Genomic DNA, 21,035 nt, shown 5'->3' on the forward strand with positions numbered 1-21,035 from the left:
TTCGTGATGCAACAAAGCCGCCACCGGGCGAGAGGTTCCGGTGGCGGCCCTGTGCGCGGAGGGTACGAATACCGGTCCACGACGGATCCGAGGTCGTTCGGATCCGCTGGTGCGCGGCCGATCGTGTCGGGCCGCGCAGCTGGGGGCGGTGCGGGGTGATCCGCAGCGCGGGAGGGGGTGGGTCAGGCGGTGGCGGGGTCGCTTACGCGGTAGGACGCGAGGGCGTCGATGCGGGCGATCGCGTCGGTGATGATGCGGTCGATGAGGGCTTCGACGGTGGGGAGGTCGTCGATGATGCCGGCGACCTGGCCGGAGGCGAGCACACCCGCGTGGGTATTGCCTTCCACCAGACCGGCTTTCAGCAGCATGGGGGTGTTGGCGGCCATGATCACCTGGGACCAGGCGAGGTCCTTGTGCTTGCGCATGGCGATGCCGTCCTTGACCATGGTCGACCACTTCATGCCGGTCATGCCCTTGAACTTGAAGGCATTCGCGGCCGCGGCGGCGAATCCGCGGTAGCGGCCGGAGTTCTCCAGCTTCTGCACCAGTTCGGTATTGAGCACCCGGTGCGGCATGCCGTCGACCTTGGTGGAGACGATGGTGTCCTGCAGACCGCGCTGCAGGTACTCCTGCTTGACCGCCTCCGGCACACTGCTCTCCTGCGTGAGCAGGAAGCGGGTGCCCATGGCGACACCGGCCGCACCGTAGGACAGCGCGGCGGCGAGACCACGGCCGTCGAAGAAACCACCGCCGGCGATGACCGGAATATCCACCGCGTCCAGAACGGACGGCAGCAGCAGCGTGGTGGCGACGGAACCGGTGTGGCCACCGCCCTCACCGCCCTGCACGATCACCGCGTCGGCGCCCCAGGAGGCGACCTTCACCGCATGCTTGGCCGCGCCGATGGACGGAACCACCACCACGCCATTGTCTTTCAGGCGCGCGATGAGTTCCTTCTTGGGCGCGAGCGCGAAGGACGCGACCTTCACCTGCTCGCGGATGAGCAGTTCGATGCGCTCGGGAGCGTCGAAACCGTCGGCCCGGATATTCACGCCGAACGGCTTGTCGGTCTGCGATTTGGTCTTGGCGATGGCCACTTCGAGTTCTTCGAAGGTCATGGTCGCCGAGGCCAGAATGCCGAGGCCGCCCGCATTGGCGGTGGCGGAGACCAGGCTCGGTCCGGCGACCCAGCCCATACCGGTCTGCACGATCGGATGCTCGATGCCGACCAGTTCGGTCAGCGGAGTCTTCAGCCGAGCGGTCATGCCTGTACTTCCTTTTCGCGGAAGCCCTTGGGGTCGAGCACGGTTCGGATGATCCGCAGCTCTTCCTCGGTGGGCAGACGGGTTTCGCCGGCGTCGGCGAGGCCCGCGACCTCGAAGGTGGTGTTCTCGGCGACCTCGTCGGCACTCACGCCCGGGTGCAGCGACAGCGCGCGCAGGGTGTGGTCCGGGCCGTTGAAGTCGAACACGCCCAGATTCGACACCACCCGGTGCAGGTGGTGGAACCGGTAGGCCGGGTTCTCGGGATCGATCTTGTCGTAACCGATTCCGGAGACGATATCGACGGTTTCGACGAACACCCGCTTATTGTGCTTGGGCACGAAGTAGCTGGTGGCGTGGTTGATGGTATTGCCCGGGGCGCCGCGCACACCGAACATCTGCCGCGACGGCTGCTGCAGCGGCCCGAAGGCGGACAGGTTCTGATTGCCGAACTTGTCGATCTGGTTGGCGCCCATGACCACATGGCGACGCCCGGAGGCGACCACGTCGAACACCCTGGAGAACGGAATCCAGCCTTCGACCGGAGCCTTGCCGCCGATGGGCGGGACCTCTGCGAACAGCAGCGCCTCACCGTCGGACAGCAGCAGATCCGGCTCGAAGGTGAGCCGCGCCAGCCGGGCGCCGATGGTGGTGACGGTGGACATCGGGCTGGCCATGATCTCGCCCGCGCCGCGGAAGATCTCCGCCGCCGCGACAACGCAGATCTCAGCCCGGGTGATGGTGGTGGTCTCGGTCATTACTTCTGCTCCTCGGCGAAAGCGCGGACGGCAGCCTGGTATTCGTCCTCGGAGACGTCCAGGAAGCGGGCCTTGAACTCGGCCCAGGACTCGGGGGTCTTGGCGGCCTCGACATAGTGGCGCTGGAACTTCTCGTCGCGGCCGTAGCTGCCGGAGAAGGTGAAGTGCGCGCCGCCGGGGGCCTCGACCACACCGTCGACCATCATGCGATTGAGGATGATCGCCTGCTGCGGAACGGCTTTCACCAGTTCATCGGTATCGACCAGACGATCCACCGACAGGTAGCGCCGCTCGGCGGCCAGGCTGTAGAGGTCGTCGAAGTACGGATCGACGCCGGTGTAGGCGGCATTGCCGTGCTTATCGCCCAGATCCAGGTGCACAAACGAGGCATCCAGGTTCAAAGCGGGCATGGCGATGAGGGTTTCGGTGCGGCCGTCGGCATCCGCGTAAGGGGACTGAACAGTCTTCAGCTCACCCTCCCAGAAGTTGACGACATCCGAACCGAGCCCGGCGCGGATCGGCAGGAACGGCAGTCGCGCGGCAGCGGCCTGCAGACCGCACTTGACCATGCCCTCGTCCATTTCACGCACGGTGATCTCACCGCTGGTGCGCGCCTTGGAGAACCACGGATCGTAGAACGGCGCGGAGTCCAGGGAGACGAAGCCGTAGTACGCCTTCTTGACCTTGCCCGCCGAGCACAGCAGACCCAGATCCGGCCCGCCGTAGGTGACGACGGTCAAATCCTTGATGTCCGAACGCAGAATCGCGCGGACGAAGGCCAGCGGCTTGCGGCGCGAACCCCAGCCGCCGATGCCGATGGTCATGCCGCTGCGCAGCTCGCCCACGACCTCGTCGAGGCTCATCCTCTTGTCACGCATAGTTCTTACGCCCCCTTCTGCTGTGCTGATTTTTTCTGGGCAGCGAGATCATCATCGAACCGCGCGCGAATCTCATCGGCCACCCCGGCGAGGTTGAGCTCCATGGTGAAGCCCTGCTCGAACCGGTAGGACTTGTGCACGTCCTGCACATCGATGCCGTTCAGCGCCTTCTTGGCGGCGCGAATGACGCGGCCGTCCTTATTGGCGATGTTCTTGGCGACTTCCATTGCGGCAGCGTCGAGTTCGGCCCGAGGCACGACCTTGAACACCGAACCGTAGTGGTGCAGCTGCTGCGCGGTGAGCGTGCCCGCGGTGTAGAACATGGTCCGCATCAGGTGCTGGGGGACCAGGCGGGACAGATGGGTGGCCGCACCGAGCGCGCCGCGGTCGACCTCGGGGAGGCCGAAGGTCGCGTCGTCGGAGGCGATGATGACATCGGAGTTGCCGACCAGGCCGATGCCGCCGCCGAGGCAGAATCCGTTCACGGCGGTGACGACCGGTACTTCACAGTCGTAGACGGCGGCGAAGGCGGCGAAGCAGCCGTGGTTCGCGCGAATGAGGGCGGTATGCCCGGTATCCGCGTTCATCTCCTTGATATCCACACCGGCGTTGAAGCCCCGGCCCTCGGCGCGCAGCACGACGACCTTGGTCTCCGGGTTGCGGCCGGCGGCGGTCACGGCATCGGCGAGCGCGAACCATCCGTCGGAGGGCAGAGCGTTGACCGGCGGGTAGTCGACAGTGACGACTTCCACGCCTTCGGTTTCGGTGTGACGGATGATTCCCATCGCGCCTCCTTTGAGTTGGAGCTGCCCATCGTTGGCAAAACAAGCAAGTGCTTGGTAGGTTAGCACGGTGGCAATCGAAGTGAACCTCTCCGGCTCGGTCGTTCTGGTCACCGGCGGCGTCCGCGGAGTCGGGGCCGGTATCAGCCGGGTATTCCTGGACGCCGGCGCGACCGTGGTGGCCTGTGCCAGGCGGCCCGCCGACGTACCCGTCGAGAGCAATGGGCGGGGCATCGACTTCCTGCCCTGCGATGTGCGCGACCCGGATTCGGTGCGCGAACTCGTGGATACGATCGTGGCGAAATACGGGCGACTCGACACCGTGGTCAACAATGCGGGCGGTGCACCGTTCGCATTGGCAGCGGATGCCAGTCCGAACTTCCACTCCAAGATCATCCAGTTGAATCTGCTCGCTCCGCTGCTGGTTTCGCAGGTCGCCAATGACGTCATGCAGCGGCAGGACGGCGGCGGCTCGATCGTGATGATCTCCAGCGTGAGCGGCCACCGCCCCTCGCCCGGCACCGCCGCCTACGGCGCCGCGAAAGCCGGTGTGGACAGCCTGGTTTCGTCGCTCGCGGTGGAATGGGCCCCGAAGGTCCGGATGAACTCGGTCATCGTCGGTTTGGTCAATACCGAATCCTCGCACCTGCACTACGGCGACGACGACGGTATCGCCGCGGTCAGCAGCACGGTGCCGATGCAGCGCATGGCGGTTCCGGAGGACATCGGCCGCACCGCCGCATTCCTGGCCTCCCCCCTGGCCGAATACATCACCGGCAGCTCACTGCTGGTGCACGGCGGCGGCGAGAAGCCGGCCTTCCTGCAGGCCTCCACCGCCGACGTCCCCGCCGTCTCCGGCCACTAGCCGGACCCCTTCCCCCTTTTCACTCACCCAGCGAGGTAATCGATATGACCGACAACAAGATCTGCGACGGCCGCGTCGTCATCGTGACCGGCGCGGGCCAGGGCATCGGCCGCGCGCACGCGCTGGCGTTCGCCGCCGCCGGAGCCAAGGTCGTGGTGAACGACCTGGGCGCCGAGCTCAACGGTGCACCGAGTGCCGACTCCGGCGCCGCCCGCGTCGTCGAGGAGATCCGTGCCGCCGGCGGCGAAGCCGTGGTGAACGGTGACGACGTCTCCGACTGGGAGGGCGCGCGCCGTCTTGTCGCCACCGCGATCGAGACCTTCGGCCGCCTGGATGTGCTGGTCAACAATGCCGGTATCGTCCGCGACCGCATGCTGGTCAACCTCGCCGAGGACGAGTGGGACGCCGTGATCAAGGTGCATCTGAAGGGCCACTTCGCCCCGATGCGCCATGCCGCCGACTACTGGCGCAACGAGTCCAAGGCCGGCCGTCAGCCCGAGGCCCGCATTATCAACACCAGCTCCGGCGCGGGCCTGCTCGGTTCGGTCGGCCAGGGCAACTACTCCGCCGCCAAGTCCGGCATCGCGGGCCTGACCCTCACCGCCTCGGCCGAATTCGCGCGCTACGGCATCACCGTGAACGCCATCGCCCCGGCGGCCCGCACCCGCATGACCGAAACGGTCTTCGCCGATATGATGGCCGCCCCCGAGGACGGCTTCGACGCCATGGCCCCGGAAAACGTCTCGCCCCTGGTGGTCTGGCTGGGCAGCGCCGATTCCGCCGGTGTCACCGGCCGCATGTTCGAGGTCGAGGGCGGCAAGGTGACGGTCGCCGACGGCTGGCGGCACGGCGTCTCCACCGACCGCGGCGCCCGCTGGGAGCCGGCGGAGCTGGGCCCGGTCGTCCGCGACCTGCTCTCCAAGGCCACCACCCCGGAGCCGGTCTACGGCGCGTAGGAACTAACAAGATCGAATACACAGCAACACCCACATCGCCGGCGCTCCCACGGGAGTGCCGGCGATGTTTGTTTGCTCAGTTGTCTGCTACTGCTGTGCGTTCATCGCTGCGTCGCCGGTCGGAGACGGTGGCGAAGAGTGCCGGATAAGTAGCTGTCTGGTTGGTCCTAAATGTCGCTGTTGGGTGGCTGGGGGTGGCTCACCGGGGGCCTGTTCCGGGGGTGAGGCGGGGATTACAGGTTGGCAGAGTCTGCCAATTGTGCTGTCCCACTTGCTGGTATTCGGTACAGCGGCTATATGGCAGGCGTACGGTTTGTTGAATCCCCTAATGGCATACGGAGTTGTGCGGGGTGAGGTGGTGGCCGGTACGATGACCGCGTTCCGCAAAGGTCCGGCAATCGGGGCAGTCGGGGCCGATGTGAATCGCTCCACACCGTTGGGGCACGCAGACTGCGCAGTATCGATGAGGGGATGGCTGTCGCATGATCATTGGTCGTGCATTGCGCTTGGCGGCGGTTGTCGGCGCCGTCACCGGTTCCGCGCTGCTCGGGCCGATCCCCGCCCAGGCGCAGACGGGCATCGATCTCGACCCCGCGCCGGGCACGGGCGCACAGCCCACCGTCGGAGCTCCCGCACCTCTCGCCGTGACCGCACCGGCGAATCCCGTTGCCGGTCCGCCTGATCTGCTGGCCGCGATTCTCGGTCTCGGGACCGGTTCGGCAGGCGTCGGTTCGGCAGGCGTCGGCTCCGCCGCGGCCGGTTCGGCCGGTGCGGGCGCGACCGGCCTCGGTATTTTGCTCGGCACCGGATCGGCCGCGCTGGGCACCGGTTCGGCCGCGGTCGGCTCCGCGGGTGCGGGCACCGGTTCCGCGCTGCTCGGCACCGGTTCCGCCGGACTCGCTACCGGTTCCGCGGCGCTCGGAACAGGTTCCGCGGCAGTCGGTTCGGCAGGCGCGGGCACCGGCTCCGCGCTCGGCCTCGGCTCCGCGGCGGTCGGTTCCGCCGGTGTCGGCGCCGGCGCGACTCTGCTCGCCACCCTCCTCGGAACAGGTTCCGCCGCAGTCGGTTCGGCGGCCGTGGGTTCCGCCGCCGTCGGCTCCGCCGGTCTGGGCGCGCTCTGCACCGGTTCCGCCGCGGTCGGCTCCGCCGGAATCGGTTCGGCCGCACTGGGCTCCACGGTCGGTGGCAGTGCCGGAGCCGGTTCCGCCGGTGCCGGTTCCGCCGCTGCCGGATCGGCGGGCGCCGGTTCCGCCGGAATCGGTTCGGCCGGTGCGGGTTCCGCGGGCGCCGGTTCGGTGGGCGGCGGTTCGGCGGCCTCGGGCTCCGCTGCCGCCGGTTCTGCCGCAGCGGGTTCCGCGGCGGTCGGTTCGGCCGCGGTCGGCTCCGCCGGCGTCTGTGCCTCACCGCTGCTGCTTCTGCTGATTCCGCCGCCGAGCCCGGCCGCCCCCGCGGTGCCGCCGGTTCCGCTGCAGATCCCGTCGGCGCCGGATGTGCCGCTGCCCGCCGTCGCGCCGGTGGTCGCGCCCGCGCCACCCGCACCGGCTCCCGAGGCGCCGCCGGCGCCCGCGCCGCCGCCCCCACCGGCGCCGGCGCCCGTACTGGCACAACCGAATCCGGAGGTGCGGCCGACCTCGGCCAATACCCCGCTGCCGCCGGTGCAGATGCTTTCGGTGATCGGCGGATTGATCGCACTCACGCTGGCGGGTGCGGGCTCCGGCGCGGTGAGCTTCCAGGGCGCTTCGGCGGCACAGGCGCGGGTCGACGCCGCGCGCGCCCTGTTCTTCGGACCGAGGGTATGAGGGGACCGAGATGACGGAGAGCCGGGCACATAGCATCGGGTCCTACCGGCGGGTGGCTGCGGCGGTGGACGCGGTGTGCGCGGTGGCCGCCGATTTCGACGCCACCAGCCTCGACGAGGTGGTACTCGCGATTTCCGCGGAGCGCCGCCGGATGATCGAGATCGCCAGCGCCCAATTGGGTCCCGGCGTCTGCGGTCAGCGCCGCTCCTATCCGGACAAGGATGTGATCGTGCTGGCCGCGGCGCTGCCGAGCCGCGATCACACGCTCGCACACGAGTTGGGGCACATCGTTTTCGACCATCCGGGTGAGGCGGCGACCGAGGTGGTGCTCGAGGCCAGCGACGATCTCATCGCCTACATGCTCAGTCAGCGCGCGCACCAGGCGGTGGATCTCGGCGAGGACGAGCAGTGCGAATGGGAGGCGGAGACCTTCGCCAGCATGCTCATGACCCGACTGCGCGTATTCAACAACCGAGGCGCAGGCGTCTCGGTCCTTCGATTCGATGAGGCGCTGGGATGACCGAGTCAGGGCCCGGAGGCGGCAGCTTGCGTAACCACGTAGGGCCCCTCGGGCATCCGCGAAAGGGCACCGCATGACCTTCTGGCTGACTGCCCTGTTGATTTGGATGGCCGCGGGGGCCCGGGTCGGTCGCGTGCTGGTGAAGCCTGCCACCACTTCTCGCGTCGCGATCGTGATCGCGGTGGCGTCGGTCGCGCTCGCCGCCACCATCTGCATTCCGGAAGTCGCTGTGGCAGTGGATCATCTGCTGCCGAACGGGGTGCACGGCGACTGGTTCTCCGATCGTCTCACCACCGCGTCGTGGATTCTGTTCGGCAATTCCACCTCGGTGGTCGCGGCCGCCGCCTGGCCGGTGGTATCGCGCCGGAATCTGCGCCATGTCGCGTGGGCGATCTATGCGGTCGGCGCGCTCGCCATGGCGCTCACCCTGCTGTGGTCGATCACCTTCGGCTGGATCGCGGTGGCGCTGGAATGCCTGTTCATCGTGATCACCGGTGTGCGGAACCTGGATTGGACCGCACTCGGCCGCGGTATCGCGCTCTACACCGCCGGCACCCTGGTGGTCGGCGTGCTCGCCGCACTGTCGGTCTATCGCGGTTTCCGGCACGAGGCGATGGCGAAGCCGGATGCGGGGGACTGGTTCTGGCCGGTCTGGCAGCTCGCGAGCCTGCTCGTGGCGGTCGGCGCGGTCTGGATCGTGATCGAGCTGTGGGCGCGAGCTCGACTGCTGCTCAAGCAGATTCGCACCCTGCATCGTGTCCTGATCGCCCGTTTCCCCGAGGTGGTCGCGAAGGATCAGACCGGAACAGCCACGCAGCTCAAGGCTTCCGACCAGGTGGCCCAGATCATGGATGCGATGTATCTGCAGTCCGGCGGCGGTATGGAACTGCCCGGCGCCGGAACTCCGCCGGATGCGGTGGCCGAACGCGCGGTCAAGGTGGCCGAGTGGGCCCGAAATCCCTTCGGCGACGTACTGATCGACGGCCGCTGGATCGCACCGCCGCCGGGAGTCGGTCCGCGCGGCTGGGTCCAGGCCATTGCCCGCGCCTTCGATGCCGGCGCCGCGAATGCCGCAGCGCCCGTGGACCGGAGTGCCGCACAGCGGCGGTAGCGGTGCCGTACGGCACCGGCCCGGCTGGATGCCCCGCTAGTCGAAGTTCACACAGTCCGGGTGGGAAGTTCACCCGGTGCTGGCCAGGAGTACCGCAGAGCGTCAGCCGGAGTACACACGGCGCGCTAATCGGAGATACCCGCATTGTGATCGGGCCCCTGCGATCGCCGGGCCTATGGCTTAGTTGAGCCAAGGTCTTATTTGTGCGCATAAGAAGACTTACTTGGGATGCGCTTTACTTTGGCATGCCTTAGTTGGACGCAATGCCATGACGGTTGGCACAATGCCGCGACCGATTTGCGCACTTCTTGTGCACTAGACACAACTGACTTTGTGCACGCGACCCATATTTATTGTGCACACAGCACAATAGGGCACTTGTCGCAGATGGTGCATTGAGGGCGAAACGCTCACATCACACAAAACGACATACTGCACATAACGGCGCGATCAAGGTCCGGGGTGAACCGGCTCGAGTAACACCAGGTTTGTGCATAATGCACCAGCGCAGGGGTCTACGCCACATGGCCTCAGCATGCTGAGACCGGTGCAACACTCTTCATCCGAGCCGCATGGCTCAGCGGTGAGTGGCGCTGCCCTGCAAGCAGCGCCGTTCACCACACCGGGGCCAGGCACCTGCAGTACCTGGTCGGGCAGGGATCAGTCCTGAGACGAACCAGCACGATGCGACCTCCGAGTCGGCCACACCGTGATGCCTCGAATCAGGACCTATTCCGTGCCGTCAGGAGGAATTTCGGGCAGCCCTTCGCTGGCCCGCAACTTCTCCGCCATGGAGGTGAGGAGGTTCTGAGATTCCTCGGAGAGATCGAACGCCCTACTCGACAGACGACGGAGTCCATAGCCCTGCAGCTGGGACAACAGCTCGAGATCATGGTCGATCTTGGCTGCGTAGATGTCGTTGAAGAAGTAGTCCGGTTTGACCTTGAAGAACTTCGCCAGCGCAGCCACCGTCTCATCTGAGGGGTTCGTGCGCTGTCCCGACCGCAACTGCGAGAGATACGGTTTCGAGATCGGATGGCCGGAGGCCGTCAATGCGGCCGCCACCTCTGCGTTGGTGTGCGGCTTTCGCCCCGGGGGATGCACGGTTTCGAACAGCTTGTTCAGCCGCGCCGCGAAATCAGCCATTGTGAGCCGCCCAATTCCCTTCGCTGTACTAACAGTCGTTATCTCGGATACGTATCATTGATATTAGCGGCTCAGTAACTGAAAACCTACGCCTGATCCGCGATTTCCTTGAAGCTTCTAGGCGGTGATCCGGTGAACCGGCCGTGGCTTGGGTGTTTGCGGGCCAGCGCCACCGTTCTTGCGGAGGGCTTAAGAGTCCCGGTTCTGGCCCGTCGCGAAGGTCTTCCACGACGGGCCGTCGGTAACCCTAAGATAGCTGACGTCTCATCTTCTTGTCTGTAGCGGAGTTTGTGTGGCGTACGCCACGTTTCACGACAAGTGGGATGAACGTTCAACCTAGGCCGAAAATGATTGAAGTGACCTAGATCCGCTCGATGATGGTGCCCGTTGCGAGCGCGCCGCCGCAGCACATGAGGATCATGGCGGTCTGCTTGCCGGACCTTTCGAGCTCGTGCAAAGCCGTTGTGATGAGCCGGGTTCCGGTGCTGCCCACCGGATGTCCGATGGCGATCGCGCCGCCGTTGACGTTCACGCGATCCAGATCGGGCTTGTGCACCGACGCCCACGACAGCACCACGGACGCGAAAGCTTCATTGATCTCGAACAAGTCGATATCGCCGATGCTCATCCCGCTGCGCTCCAGCAGTCGCTGGCAGGCCTGCACCGGACCGTCGAGATGGAATTCGGGCTCGCCGCCGACGAGGCACTGCGCCACGATGCGGGCGCGCGGGCGCAAACCCTCACGCAGCGCGGCATTTTCGTCCATGAGCAGCACGGCCGAGGCGCCGTCGGAAATCTGCGAGGAGGTGCCCGCGGTGTGAATTCCGCCCTCCAGCACCGGCTTCAGCTTCAGCAGGCCCTCGCGAGTGGTCGCGCGCAGACCCTGATCGCGGCTGATGTCCGCGACCTCGCCGGTGAGATTGCCCTCCTTGTCGACCTGCGGGGCACCCTTGATGGTCAGCACCTCGCGGTCGAACCGGCCCTGCTCCCACGCCTGCGCGGCCAGCCGCTGCGAGCGCTCGCCCCACTCGTCGACATCGTCGCGAGTAATGCTGCGCCGCTTGGCAATTCGCTCGGCCGCCTCGAACTGGTTGGGCATATCGATATCCCACGACGCCGGACGGCGCGGCCCGGCGTGCGTTCCGACGTTGGCGCCCAACGGAACATGGCTCATGGACTCCAGGCCGCAGGCCAGTCCGGCCTCGATCGCGCCGGTGGAGATGAGGCCGGCGACCAGACCCGCGGCCTGCTGCGCCGAACCGCACTGATTGTCGATGGTGACCGCACCGGACTGCCACGGCAGTCCGGCGTGCAGCCAGGCGGTGCGGGTGACGTTGTTGGACTGCTCGCCGACCTGCATCACGCAGCCGCCGATGACCTGTTCGACCAGAGCTGGATCCAGCGGGGTCCGCGCGAGCAGTCCCTTCTGTGCTTCGCCCAAGAGCTCCGCGGCGTGCAGTCCGGCCAGCCAGCCGTTGCGCTTGCCGATGGGTGTACGTGCGGCCTCGACGATGACGGGGGTACCCACGATGTCATTCCTTCCGGATCAGAACTGGAACAAGTTCTCTACAGGTAATGTAAGACAATTTTGGTTCCTTCCCTAGTCTTACCGCCTGTGCTTGAATATCGGTAGAACGTGTTTCAGTTAGTCAAAGGAGACAGCTGGTGGTTGACACCCAAGCCCGGCCGAACGTGCCGCACGGTTTCGACGTCACGGACCCGGAAATGTGGCAGAAGGGAGTGCCCGACGCGGAACTCGCCGAACTGCGCGCCGCCGCGCCCATCTGGTGGAATGCCAAGTCCCCCGAAACGGGCGGCTTCCAGGACGACGGCTTCTGGGTGATCAACAAGCATGCCGACGTCAAGACCATCTCGCGCCGCGACGACGTGTTCTCCGTCTGGGAGAACACCGCCATCCCGCGGTTCAACGATGACATCACCCGCGAGCAGATCGAGCTCCAGCGGTTCGTGATGCTGAACAAGGACGCCCCCGAGCACACCAAGCTGCGCAAGGTCATCGCCAAGGGTTTCACCCCGCGCGTGATCAACGGCCTGCGCGCCGAACTGACCGCCAGGGCCGAAGCCATCGTGAAGGCGGCCGTGGCCACCGGATCCGGTGATTTCGTCGAGCAGGTGGCCGCCGAGCTGCCGCTGCAGGCGATCGCGGAACTGATCGGTGTGCCGCAGGAAGACCGCATGAAGCTCTTCAAGTGGTCGAACGAGATGACCAGCTACGACGATCCGGACAGTGACGCCGATCCGGTCGTCGCCTCCACCGAGATCCTCGGCTACGCGTACCAGATGGCCGAGGCCCGCCGGGCCTGCCCGGCCGACGATATCGTGACCGAGCTGATCAATGCCGACGTCGACGGCGAATCGCTGCTGCCCGAGGAGTTCGGGTTCTTCGTCATGGTGCTGGCCGTCGCCGGCAACGAGACCACCCGCAATGCCACCACGCACGGCATGGTCGCCTTCCTGGAGAACCCGGACCAGTGGGAGCTCTTCAAGGCGCAGCGGCCGAAGACCATGGCGGACGAGGTCATTCGCTGGGCGACCCCGGTCAGCAGCTTCCAGCGCACCGCGCTCGCGGATGTCGAGGTCGGCGGCGTGCTGATCAAGAAGGGCCAGCGGGTCGTGATGTCCTACCGGTCCGCCAATTTCGACGAGGAGGTGTTCGAGGATCCGCACACCTTCAATATCCTTCGTGATCCGAATCCGCACCTGTCCTTCGGCGGCACCGGCGCGCACTACTGCATCGGCGCGAACCTGGCCCGGCTCGAGGTCGAGATCATCTTCAATGCGATCGCCGACTACATGCCCGACATCACCCGCCTCGGCGACCCGCAGCGGCTGCGCTCCGGCTGGCTGAACGGCGTCAAGTCGTTCCAGGTCGACTACGGCACCAAGCCCGGCGGCGGCTGCCCCGTGCAGCACTGACCCGATTGGAAAGTACTGCCCCGCTGCGACTCTCACAATGCGGGGCAGGAAAAGAGGAGCGGGAGACTGGAATCCAGTCTCCCGCTCCTCTTTCGTCCGGCCCGGTATGTCGTCCGCGGCTACGCGGGTTTCATTGTCCCCATGGCACGTTCGACTTCCCAGAAGGCGCGCAGAGCGAGAATCTTGCCGCTCTCGTCGACCCGGTAGGTGAACACGCCCTCGGCATCGATGATCTGGCCACCCATGGTGGTGCGGATGCGGCCCGGATAGACCACCTCACTGCCACAGGCGAACGAGTCGTCGAAGAGGAATTCGATGGAGTCGGTCTGCGCGATCGCCTTGTCCCAGAACGCCGCAATGGCTTCCGCGCCGCGGTGACCCTTGCCCTCGGGATCGAAGAAGGACGGCCCGACCGGGTCCTCCACAATGCCGTCGGCGGCGAACAGCGCCACCCAGGCGTCCTTGTCCTTGGCGCGCACCGCGGCCTGCGAGGCGCGCCCGGCCACCCGTGCCGGATGCTGTTCGTCGCTCACGGCTGCTCACTCCCGACCACCCACATCGAGAAGTACTGTGAGCCACCGCCGTACGCGTGGCCGAAGGCCTTGCGCGCATTCTCCACCTGGTAGTCGCCGGCCCGGCCCATGACCTGCTTGGCGGCTTCGGCGAAGCGGATCATGCCCGAGGCGCCGATCGGGTTGGAGGACAGCACACCACCGGACGGGTTGACGGGAAGCTTTCCGCCGATGGCGGTTTCGCCCGCGTCGGTGAGCTTCCAGCCCTCGCCCTCCGGCATGAAGCCGAGGTTCTCCAGCCACATGGGCTCGAACCACGAGAAGGGGACGTAGATTTCGGCCGCGTCGATCTCCTCGAGCGGATTGGTGATCCCGGCCTGCTTCCACAGTGCGGCGGCGGCCGCCTGTCCGGCCTTCGGGTTCACCTGATCGCGCCCGGCGTAGGCGAGCGGTTCGGTGCGCATGGCGGTGCCGTGGATCCAGGCCACCTTCTTACCGGTCGCCTCCACGGCCTTGGCCGAGGCCTCGTCACCGATCACGATGGCGCAGGCGCCGTCCGAGGACGGGCAGGTCTCGTCGAAACGAATGGGGTCCCACAGCATTTGGGACGCCATCACCGATTCCATGGTGATATCGGCCTGCTTGAGGTGCGCGTACGGATTGCGCGCGCCATTGCGGCGATCCTTCACCGCGACCATGGCCCCGATGTGCAGGGGCGCGTTGGCGCGGCGGATGTAGGCACGCACGTGCGGGGCGAAGTAACCGCCCGCGCCCGCGCCGACCGGCATGGTGAAGGGCACCGGATTCGACAGCGCCCACATGGCGTTCGACTCCGACTGCTTCTCCCACGAGATGGCGAGCACCTTGCCGTGCACACCGGCCTGCACATGGCTGGCGGCGACCACGGCGGTGGAGCCGCCGACCGAACCGGCCGTATGCACGCGCAGCAGCGGTTTTCCGGTGGCGCCCAGCGCATCCGCGAGGAACAGCTCCGGCATCATGGAGCCCTCGAAGAAGTCCGGCGCCTTGCCGATCACCACGGCGTCGATATCGGCCATGGTCAGACCGGAGTCGATGAGCGCGCGGTCGATGGCCTCGCGGCACATGCCCGCCATCGACACATCGGACCGTTTGGTCACGTGATGAGTCTGACCGGTGCCGAGTACGGCGGCAGGGTTCGTCATGAGCGTGCCTCCAGGGTGGCGACCAGGTTCTGCTGCAGCGCGGGACCGCTACTGGCATGTGCCAGTGCGCGATTCGCGGTGCCGTTGAGGATTTCGGTGGCGGCGAAGCCGATGCGCTCCAGCCCGGCCGCGAACATGGGGTTGCCGGACAGCGGGCCGCCCGACGAGTTGATCCGGGTGGAACCGCTGAGGCCCAGCGCCCGCGCGAGGATGAGCTCCTCGTGGCTGAACTGCGCATGCAGTTCGGCGAGATCGAAATCGCCTGTGTTGCTGCCGATCGCGGCCTTCGCGGCGCGCTCGGCGGACTGCGAGACGGTGAGATCGCGCGCACCCAGAATCGGGGTGTCGATGTAGTGCGCGATGCCGGTGAGCCAGGCCGGGCGATCGACCAGTTCGCGTGCCTTGTCGCCGACGGCCAGCACGATCGCGGCCGCGCCGTCGGTGATGGGCGCGATGTCATGGGCGCGGAACGGATCGGCCACATACTCTGCGGCCAGCAGCTTTTCGATATCCGACTCGGTGCGCGCGGTGGCGCTGCCGCCCCGGGCGGCGGCATTGGCGGCGCTGCGCGCGGCGACCTCGGCCATATCCCGCTCGGTCCAGCGACCGGCGTCCAGACCGGCACGAGCCTGCAGGCCCGCCATGGATACCGAATCCGGTCCCAGCGGCGCGACCAGGTACGGATCGGTCTGCAGGGTCAGCACCTGGCGCAGCACACCGGCCGACGCCTTGCCGAAGCCGTAGACCAGCGCGGTCTCGGCCTGCCCGGAGCGCAGCTTGACCCACGCCTCGTACAGCGCCCAGGCCGCGTCCATCTCCACGTGCGATTCGTTGATCGGCGGCACCGCGCCGATGGCGTCGATGGCCGAGATGAACGAGAAGGCGCGTCCGGCAAGGTAATCGGAGGATCCCGAGCACCAGAAGTCGATATCGGTCTGCTTGATGCCGAGCTTGTCGTACAGCTCGTGGAAGCACGGTGCGAGCATCTCGACACCGTTGGTGGTGCCGAAGGTCTCCGGCACGTGCGGCGCGTGGGCGAAACCCACCACCGCGATATCAGTTGCGTTGTTGTCGCTCAACGTTGTCAGCCTTTACAGGTGGTGCGAGAAGGACTCGTACGTGGCGTCCGGCTCGCCGGTGGGCTCGAAGTGGTCGATATTGGCCAGGCCCAGACCCCACTCCTCACGCGGCTTCCAGACGGCCTTGACCTTCATGCCCATGCGCACCTCGCTGGCATCCACGCCGAGCACCAGGTGCAGGAACGGGATATCGGTACCGTCCAGCAGCACGTACGCGGCGACATACGGGGGCTTGAGACGCTGGCCCAGGAACGGCACGTTCACAATGCAGAAGGTGGTGACGATGCCGGAATCGGCAACCTCGACATAATCCTCGGTCGGCGAACCGTCGCGCGGATCGGCGCCACGCGGCGGGAAGTACACCTTCCCATCGGATTCGGCACGCGCGCCGAGCAGCTTGCCCTCCAGGATCGCCTTCAGGAATTGGGTCTCCTGCGGCGAGGCGGTGTGCTTGAAGGACAGGTCGACGGGCGTCACGATGCCGGTCACCGGCGCGTCCGAATCATCGGATTCGGCAGGCGCATCGGATGTTTCGCCCGGTTCGAAGCAGGCGATGTCATGGATGTCGCCGGTGCGCTCGGCGGCCCAGCGGACGCGCACCCGCAGGCCGGTGGAGATATCGGCCGGCGAGGCCACATCCACGGCGTGCAGGATCGCGGTGTCCGCGCCGTCGAGCTTGATGAGCGCGTAGGCGAACGGGCGGTCGAAGGGCTGCCCGGGCAGCGGTTCGGCCACCCAGCTCCACGACTGCACGGTGCCCACATCGGCCACGTCGACGAATTCGGTCAGCGGTTCCGCGGTGATCGGATCGAATTCCGCGGGCGGCACGATCACGCGCCCATCGGAACCACGCACTCCGACGACCCGCCCGGAACGCAGCCCGGTGAGGAAGCGTCCGATGGTGGGTCCGGTGGAGCGGGTGTAATCGAACTGCATCCGCAGCGGTGCGGCGAGTACTTCGGTGTTCCCCAGAGTCACGAGATCGAGTAGAACAGGTTCTAAAGAAGGGTGCAAGAGCCCACTTGGGAAGGGAACCGAACATGCGCTTTGGGTTGCAACTCGGATACTGGGGCGCGCAGCCGCCCACGAACACCGCAGAGTTGGTTGCCGCCGCCGAAGAGGCCGGATTCGACGCGGTCTTCACCGCCGAATCCTGGGGTTCGGATGCCTACACACCGCTGGCCTGGCTGGGGTCGAGCACCAGCCGGGTCCGGCTCGGCACCTCCGTGGTGCAGATGTCGGCACGCACGCCGACCGCCACCGCGATGGCGGCGCTGACCCTGGATCACCTCAGCGGCGGGCGGCACATTCTGGGCCTCGGCGTGTCCGGGCCGCAGGTGGTGGAGGGCTGGTACGGGCAGTCGTTTGCCAAGCCATTGCAGCGCACCCGCGAATACGTGTCGGTGATCCGGCAGGTCCTCGCTCGGGAGGGCAAGGTGCAGAACGACGGGCCGCACTTCCCGCTGCCCTTCAACGGGCCGGCCGCCACGGGATTCGGCAAGCCGCTCAAGTCGATCACCCATCCGCTGCGGTCCGATCTGCCGATCTGGCTGGGCGCGGAGGGTCCGAAGAATGTGGCGCTGACCGCCGAGATCGCCGACGGCTGGCTGGCCATCTACTACACCCCGCGGCTCGCGGATATGTACAACCAGTGGCTCGACGAGGGTTTCGCGCGGGCCGGCGCCCGGCGTTCGCGGGCGGACTTCGAAATCGCCGCGACCGCGCAGGTGATCTTGACCGACGACACCGCGGCCGAGCTCGACCGGCTGCGGCCCTTCATGGCCCTCTACATCGGCGGTATGGGCGCGGAGGATATGAATTTCCATGCCGAGGTGTACCGCCGCATGGGCTACGGCGAGCAGGTCGACGAGATCACCCGGCTGTTCCGGACCGGCCGCAAGGACGAGGCCGCCGCCGCGGTGCCCGATGAGCTGATCCTGGACACCACGATCATCGGCGACGAGGCGCATGTGCGGGAGCAGCTGGGGGTGTGGGAGAAGGCCGGCGTGACCATGCTGCTCGTCGGCGTGCGGGATGTGCGGCAGTTCGAGCGGCTGAAGCCCCTCATCCAGTCGTAGAACCTGTTTCAGAATTGGACCCGCTCGGCACCGCCGGGCGGGTCCGTTCCGTTCCCGCTCCGCGGGCATTCGCGGCATTTCGGGCGTAGTGTGTGGCGGGGGCCACACCGTATTGTCCGGTGAGCGGGAACTCGCACCTTGCGATAAGCGAGAACACGTTCTATTTTCGACCTGTGAGCTACAACATAGCGGACCTTGTCGAGCACGCCATCGATCTGATGCCGGAGCGCGTAGCTCTGGTGGACGACACCCGTTCCTTCACGTACGCGGAGTTCGAGAAGCGGGCCAACCAGTTGGCCCATTACCTGCAGGAACAGGGCGTGCAGCCCGGTGACAAGGTAGGCATCTACGCGCGCAACACCATCGAGGCCGTCGAGGCCATGGTCGCGATCTTCAAGATTCGCGCGGTGGTGATCAACGTGAACTACCGGTACGTCGAGAACGAGTTGCAGTACATCTTCGAGAACTCGGATCTGGTCGCCATCATCGCCGAGCGCCGCTACAGCGAGCGCATCGCCAATGTGCTGCCCAAGGTGCCGACCATCAAGACCGTGCTGACGATCGAGGACGGCACCGATCTTCCGAAGCCCCCCGGCGCTGTCGAGTACGAGACCGCCCTCGCGGCCAGCTCGGATGTGCGCGACTTCGAAGAGCGTTCCGCCGACGACATCTTCATGCTCTACACCGGCGGCACCACCGGCCTGCCCAAGGGCGTCATGTGGCGGCACGAGGACTGGTGGCGCGTGCTCGGCGGCGGCATCAACTTCGTCACCGGCATCCGCATCGAGGACGAATGGCAGCAGGCCAAGGTCGGCGCAGGCAACGGCCAGCTGGTGCGCTACCCGATCCCGCCGCTGATCCACGGCGGCTCGCAGACCGCGGTGTTCCACAGCCTCTTCGACGGCGGCAAGGCCATCATGCTGCCCGAGTTCAGCGGGCACGGCGTGTGGCAGGCCATCGACAAGCACAACATCAACCTGATCTTCATCACCGGTGACGCCATGGCGCGGCCGATGCTGGACGCGCTCAAGGCGGGCAATCCGGAAACCGGTGAGCCGTACAAGCATGCGCAGCTGTGGGCCATGGCCTCCAGCGCCGCGCTGTTCTCGCCCACGCTCAAGGACGAGTTCATCGAGCTGCTCACCACCACCATGATCACCGACTCCATCGGCTCCTCGGAGACCGGTTTCGGCGGACTTTCGGTGGCCACCAAGGGCGCCACCCACACCGGCGGCCCGCGCGTGAAGATCGACGCCTCCACCAAGGTGATCGATGACGAGGGCAATGAGGTCGAGGCCGGCTCCGGCAAGACCGGCCTGATCGCCCGCACCGGCCACATTCCGCTCGGCTACTACAACGACCCGGTCAAGACCGCGGCAACGTTCAAGGAGTTCAACGGGATTCGCTACTCCATCCCGGGCGACTTCGCCCGCGTGGAGGAGGACGGCAGCGTCACCATGCTCGGCCGCGGCAGTGTCAGCATCAACTCCGGCGGCGAGAAGATCTACCCCGAAGAGGTCGAGGGCGCGCTCAAGGCGCATCCGCAGATCTTCGACGCGCTCGTGGTCGGCGTGCCGGACGAGCGCTGGGGACAGCGTGTGGTCGCCGTGGTGCAGTGCCGCAGCGAGAACCGCCCGACCCTGGACGAGCTGCGCCCGACCCTGGTGCAGGAGATCTCCTCCTACAAGATGCCGCGCAGCATCTGGTACGTGGACGAGATCAAGCGCTCGCCCGCCGGCAAGCCCGACTACAAGTGGGCGCAGGCGCAGACCGAGGCCCGCGAGGCCGACGACCACGCGCACGCCCCGACAACAAAGTGAGGCTTGAACGTCACTGAGACTCCCGTGCTCGCCTGCTGGGGCAGGCGGGCACGTTCGTTGCGGGTGATTGCCAAGGTGACAACTGATTTCCGCATGGTCGGGTAACTCGTCGGGGACGTCCAGAACCCAGCCACCTCGGCAGCGTGAGTCCGCGACAAAATTGGTGGCCCACCCAGTGCTCGGCAAAAGTTCCGGGGAGGCGGAGGAGCCTGTTTCTTGTCGGTGGGCTGTGTAAGAGTGTTTTGCATGAGCGAGACAGGCGGCCGGTCCACCACCATCACCGATGACGTGCTGCGGTCTTTCGAAGGCCACCGTCGCGAGTTGTGCGCGTATGCGTATCGCATGCTCGGGTCCTCGTTCGAGGCCGAGGACGCGGTGCAGGAGACGTTCACGCGGGCGTGGAAGTCGTACGACTCGTTCGAGGGCCGCTCCAGCATTCGGTCGTGGTTGTACAAGATCACCACCAATGTCTGCCTGGATATGCTCGACGGTCCGCAGCGGCGAGCCCGGCCGATGGATCTGTCCGGCCCCTCCACCCCGGATTCGCCGCTGCCCGCGCCGGAGCCGGATTACGTATGGGTGGAACCGATTCCGAACGCGCTCGCCTTCGGCGCCGATCCGGCCGAGGCGGCCAGTGCCAAGGATACGCTGCGGCTGGCCTTCGTCTCCGCGGTGCAGCACCTGCCCGCCACCCAGCGCGCCATTCTGATCATGCGTGAGGTACTGCGCTTCTCGGCCAATGAGACAGCCGAAATGCTCAATGTCTCACCGGCTTCGGTGAACAGCGCGCTGCAGCGCGCCCGCGCCACCATGACCAAGGCGCAGGAGGTGGCCACCGTCTCCGACGCCTATGACGAAACCGACGAGCAGCAGCGCAAACTCATCGACAATTTTGTCGCCGCCTTCGAGTCCTACGATATGGACGCGCTCACCCGGCTGCTGAAAGCCGATGTGGCACTGTCCATGCCGCCGTTCTCGCTGTGGATCTCCGGTCCGGAGAATGTGGCCGCCTTCATGCTCGGCACCGGCCACGAATGCCGCGATTCCCGCATGGTGCCGCTCGCGGGCGCGAACGGGCTGCCCGCCTTCGGTCACTACAAGCCGAGTGGCGAACCGGGCCTGTGGACCCCGTGGTCGATCACCGTGCTCGAGCTCGACGGCGACCGGGTCGCGGGCCTCAATTTCTTTTTGGATACCGACCGCCTGTTCCCGCTTTTCGGACTTCCGCTGGAACTGCGGTAGAACTGGACCCCGTCGTCGCGTAGGTGGCTCTGCGCACCGCAGCAGGTACCCGCCGGGGTGGTCCGGCGCAGCGCGGCGACATGCGTGAACGGCCCGCTGGGATGCT

Annotated in this window: 19 protein-coding genes; 9 read left to right on the forward strand and 10 right to left on the reverse strand. The window is 66.6% G+C overall.

All coding sequences use genetic code 11. From position 1 onward, the window contains the following. Positions 1-182: 182 nt before the first annotated feature. The 4 genes from OG326_RS04925 to OG326_RS04940 are packed head-to-tail and all read right to left on the reverse strand — an operon-like array spanning position 183 to position 3,683. Positions 183-1,265: an NAD(P)H-dependent flavin oxidoreductase gene (locus OG326_RS04925; protein ID WP_327143429.1), complete on the reverse strand. Its 1,083-nt coding sequence runs from the start codon at positions 1,263-1,265 to the stop codon at positions 183-185. Next, positions 1,262-2,020: a CoA-transferase subunit beta gene (locus OG326_RS04930; protein ID WP_327143430.1), complete on the reverse strand. Its 759-nt coding sequence runs from the start codon at positions 2,018-2,020 to the stop codon at positions 1,262-1,264. The genes OG326_RS04925 and OG326_RS04930 overlap by 4 nt, the downstream gene beginning before the upstream one ends. Beyond that, positions 2,020-2,898, reverse strand: coding sequence for a CoA transferase subunit A (locus tag OG326_RS04935; protein ID WP_327143431.1), 879 nt, complete (start codon positions 2,896-2,898; stop codon positions 2,020-2,022). Before OG326_RS04935 ends, OG326_RS04930 begins: the two co-directional genes overlap by 1 nt. Before the next feature lie 5 nt (positions 2,899-2,903). Continuing rightward, positions 2,904-3,683: an enoyl-CoA hydratase family protein gene (locus OG326_RS04940; RefSeq protein WP_327143432.1), complete on the reverse strand. Its 780-nt coding sequence runs from the start codon at positions 3,681-3,683 to the stop codon at positions 2,904-2,906. A 73-nt stretch (positions 3,684-3,756) separates the two neighbouring features. On the opposite strand from OG326_RS04940, the gene OG326_RS04945 reads away from it, so the two are divergent. From OG326_RS04945 to OG326_RS04965, 5 genes are all read left to right on the forward strand, one after another. Next, a complete protein-coding gene (locus OG326_RS04945) occupies positions 3,757-4,545 on the forward strand; it encodes an SDR family oxidoreductase (RefSeq protein WP_327146379.1) in 789 nt (262 codons plus the stop codon). A gap of 44 nt (positions 4,546-4,589) precedes the next feature. Further along, entirely contained in the window at positions 4,590-5,501 is a 912-nt protein-coding gene (locus OG326_RS04950; protein WP_297627296.1) for an SDR family oxidoreductase, read from the forward strand. Between the two features lie 482 nt (positions 5,502-5,983). Further along, entirely contained in the window at positions 5,984-7,300 is a 1,317-nt protein-coding gene (locus OG326_RS04955; protein WP_327143433.1) for a hypothetical protein, read from the forward strand. A 10-nt stretch (positions 7,301-7,310) separates the two neighbouring features. Beyond that, on the forward strand, positions 7,311-7,820 hold the full coding sequence (locus OG326_RS04960) for an ImmA/IrrE family metallo-endopeptidase (RefSeq protein WP_327143434.1): 510 nt from the start codon (positions 7,311-7,313) through the stop codon (positions 7,818-7,820). 73 nt (positions 7,821-7,893) lie between these two features. Beyond that, positions 7,894-8,931 carry a hypothetical protein gene (locus OG326_RS04965; protein WP_327143435.1) on the forward strand — a complete coding sequence of 346 codons (1,038 nt, stop codon included), beginning with the start codon at positions 7,894-7,896 and terminating at the stop codon, positions 8,929-8,931. 729 nt (positions 8,932-9,660) lie between these two features. On the opposite strand, the gene OG326_RS04970 is transcribed toward OG326_RS04965, so the two are convergent. Both OG326_RS04970 and OG326_RS04975 read right to left on the reverse strand, forming a co-directional pair. Continuing rightward, on the reverse strand, positions 9,661-10,077 hold the full coding sequence (locus OG326_RS04970) for a helix-turn-helix domain-containing protein (RefSeq protein WP_011207048.1): 417 nt from the start codon (positions 10,075-10,077) through the stop codon (positions 9,661-9,663). A gap of 361 nt (positions 10,078-10,438) precedes the next feature. Beyond that, positions 10,439-11,605 carry a steroid 3-ketoacyl-CoA thiolase gene (locus tag OG326_RS04975; protein ID WP_327143436.1) on the reverse strand — a complete coding sequence of 389 codons (1,167 nt, stop codon included), beginning with the start codon at positions 11,603-11,605 and terminating at the stop codon, positions 10,439-10,441. Between the two features lie 197 nt (positions 11,606-11,802). Here OG326_RS04975 and OG326_RS04980 point away from each other — a divergent pair, with 197 nt between their 5' ends. Further along, on the forward strand, positions 11,803-13,014 hold the full coding sequence (locus OG326_RS04980) for a cytochrome P450 (RefSeq protein WP_327146380.1): 1,212 nt from the start codon (positions 11,803-11,805) through the stop codon (positions 13,012-13,014). Between the two features lie 119 nt (positions 13,015-13,133). On the opposite strand, the gene OG326_RS04985 is transcribed toward OG326_RS04980, so the two are convergent. Genes OG326_RS04985 through OG326_RS05000 form a run of 4 tightly spaced genes read right to left on the reverse strand, consistent with a single transcriptional unit; the run spans position 13,134 to position 16,725 of the window. Beyond that, positions 13,134-13,547: a nuclear transport factor 2 family protein gene (locus tag OG326_RS04985; protein WP_327143437.1), complete on the reverse strand. Its 414-nt coding sequence runs from the start codon at positions 13,545-13,547 to the stop codon at positions 13,134-13,136. Beyond that, entirely contained in the window at positions 13,544-14,710 is a 1,167-nt protein-coding gene (locus OG326_RS04990; protein WP_297627257.1) for a thiolase domain-containing protein, read from the reverse strand. Before OG326_RS04990 ends, OG326_RS04985 begins: the two co-directional genes overlap by 4 nt. Continuing rightward, positions 14,707-15,789 carry a thiolase domain-containing protein gene (locus OG326_RS04995; RefSeq protein WP_327143438.1) on the reverse strand — a complete coding sequence of 361 codons (1,083 nt, stop codon included), beginning with the start codon at positions 15,787-15,789 and terminating at the stop codon, positions 14,707-14,709. The genes OG326_RS04990 and OG326_RS04995 overlap by 4 nt, the downstream gene beginning before the upstream one ends. 12 nt (positions 15,790-15,801) lie before the next feature. After that, on the reverse strand, positions 15,802-16,725 hold the full coding sequence (locus OG326_RS05000) for a Zn-ribbon domain-containing OB-fold protein (protein WP_442791007.1): 924 nt from the start codon (positions 16,723-16,725) through the stop codon (positions 15,802-15,804). Positions 16,726-16,829: 104 nt separating this feature from the next. On the opposite strand from OG326_RS05000, the gene OG326_RS05005 reads away from it, so the two are divergent. The 3 genes from OG326_RS05005 to OG326_RS05015 all read left to right on the forward strand — a co-directional run bounded on the left by OG326_RS05005 (position 16,830) and on the right by OG326_RS05015 (position 20,929). Then, a complete protein-coding gene (locus OG326_RS05005; protein WP_327143440.1) occupies positions 16,830-17,867 on the forward strand; it encodes an LLM class F420-dependent oxidoreductase in 1,038 nt (345 codons plus the stop codon). Between the two features lie 173 nt (positions 17,868-18,040). Further along, positions 18,041-19,687 carry an acyl-CoA synthetase gene (locus OG326_RS05010; RefSeq protein ID WP_327143441.1) on the forward strand — a complete coding sequence of 549 codons (1,647 nt, stop codon included), beginning with the start codon at positions 18,041-18,043 and terminating at the stop codon, positions 19,685-19,687. A 246-nt stretch (positions 19,688-19,933) separates the two neighbouring features. After that, entirely contained in the window at positions 19,934-20,929 is a 996-nt protein-coding gene (locus OG326_RS05015) for a sigma-70 family RNA polymerase sigma factor (RefSeq protein WP_327143442.1), read from the forward strand. Positions 20,930-21,035 lie beyond the last annotated feature (106 nt).

Origin of the sequence: Nocardia sp. NBC_01327 (assembly GCF_035958815.1) — a bacterium.
Classification (GTDB): Bacteria; Actinomycetota; Actinomycetes; order Mycobacteriales; family Mycobacteriaceae; genus Nocardia.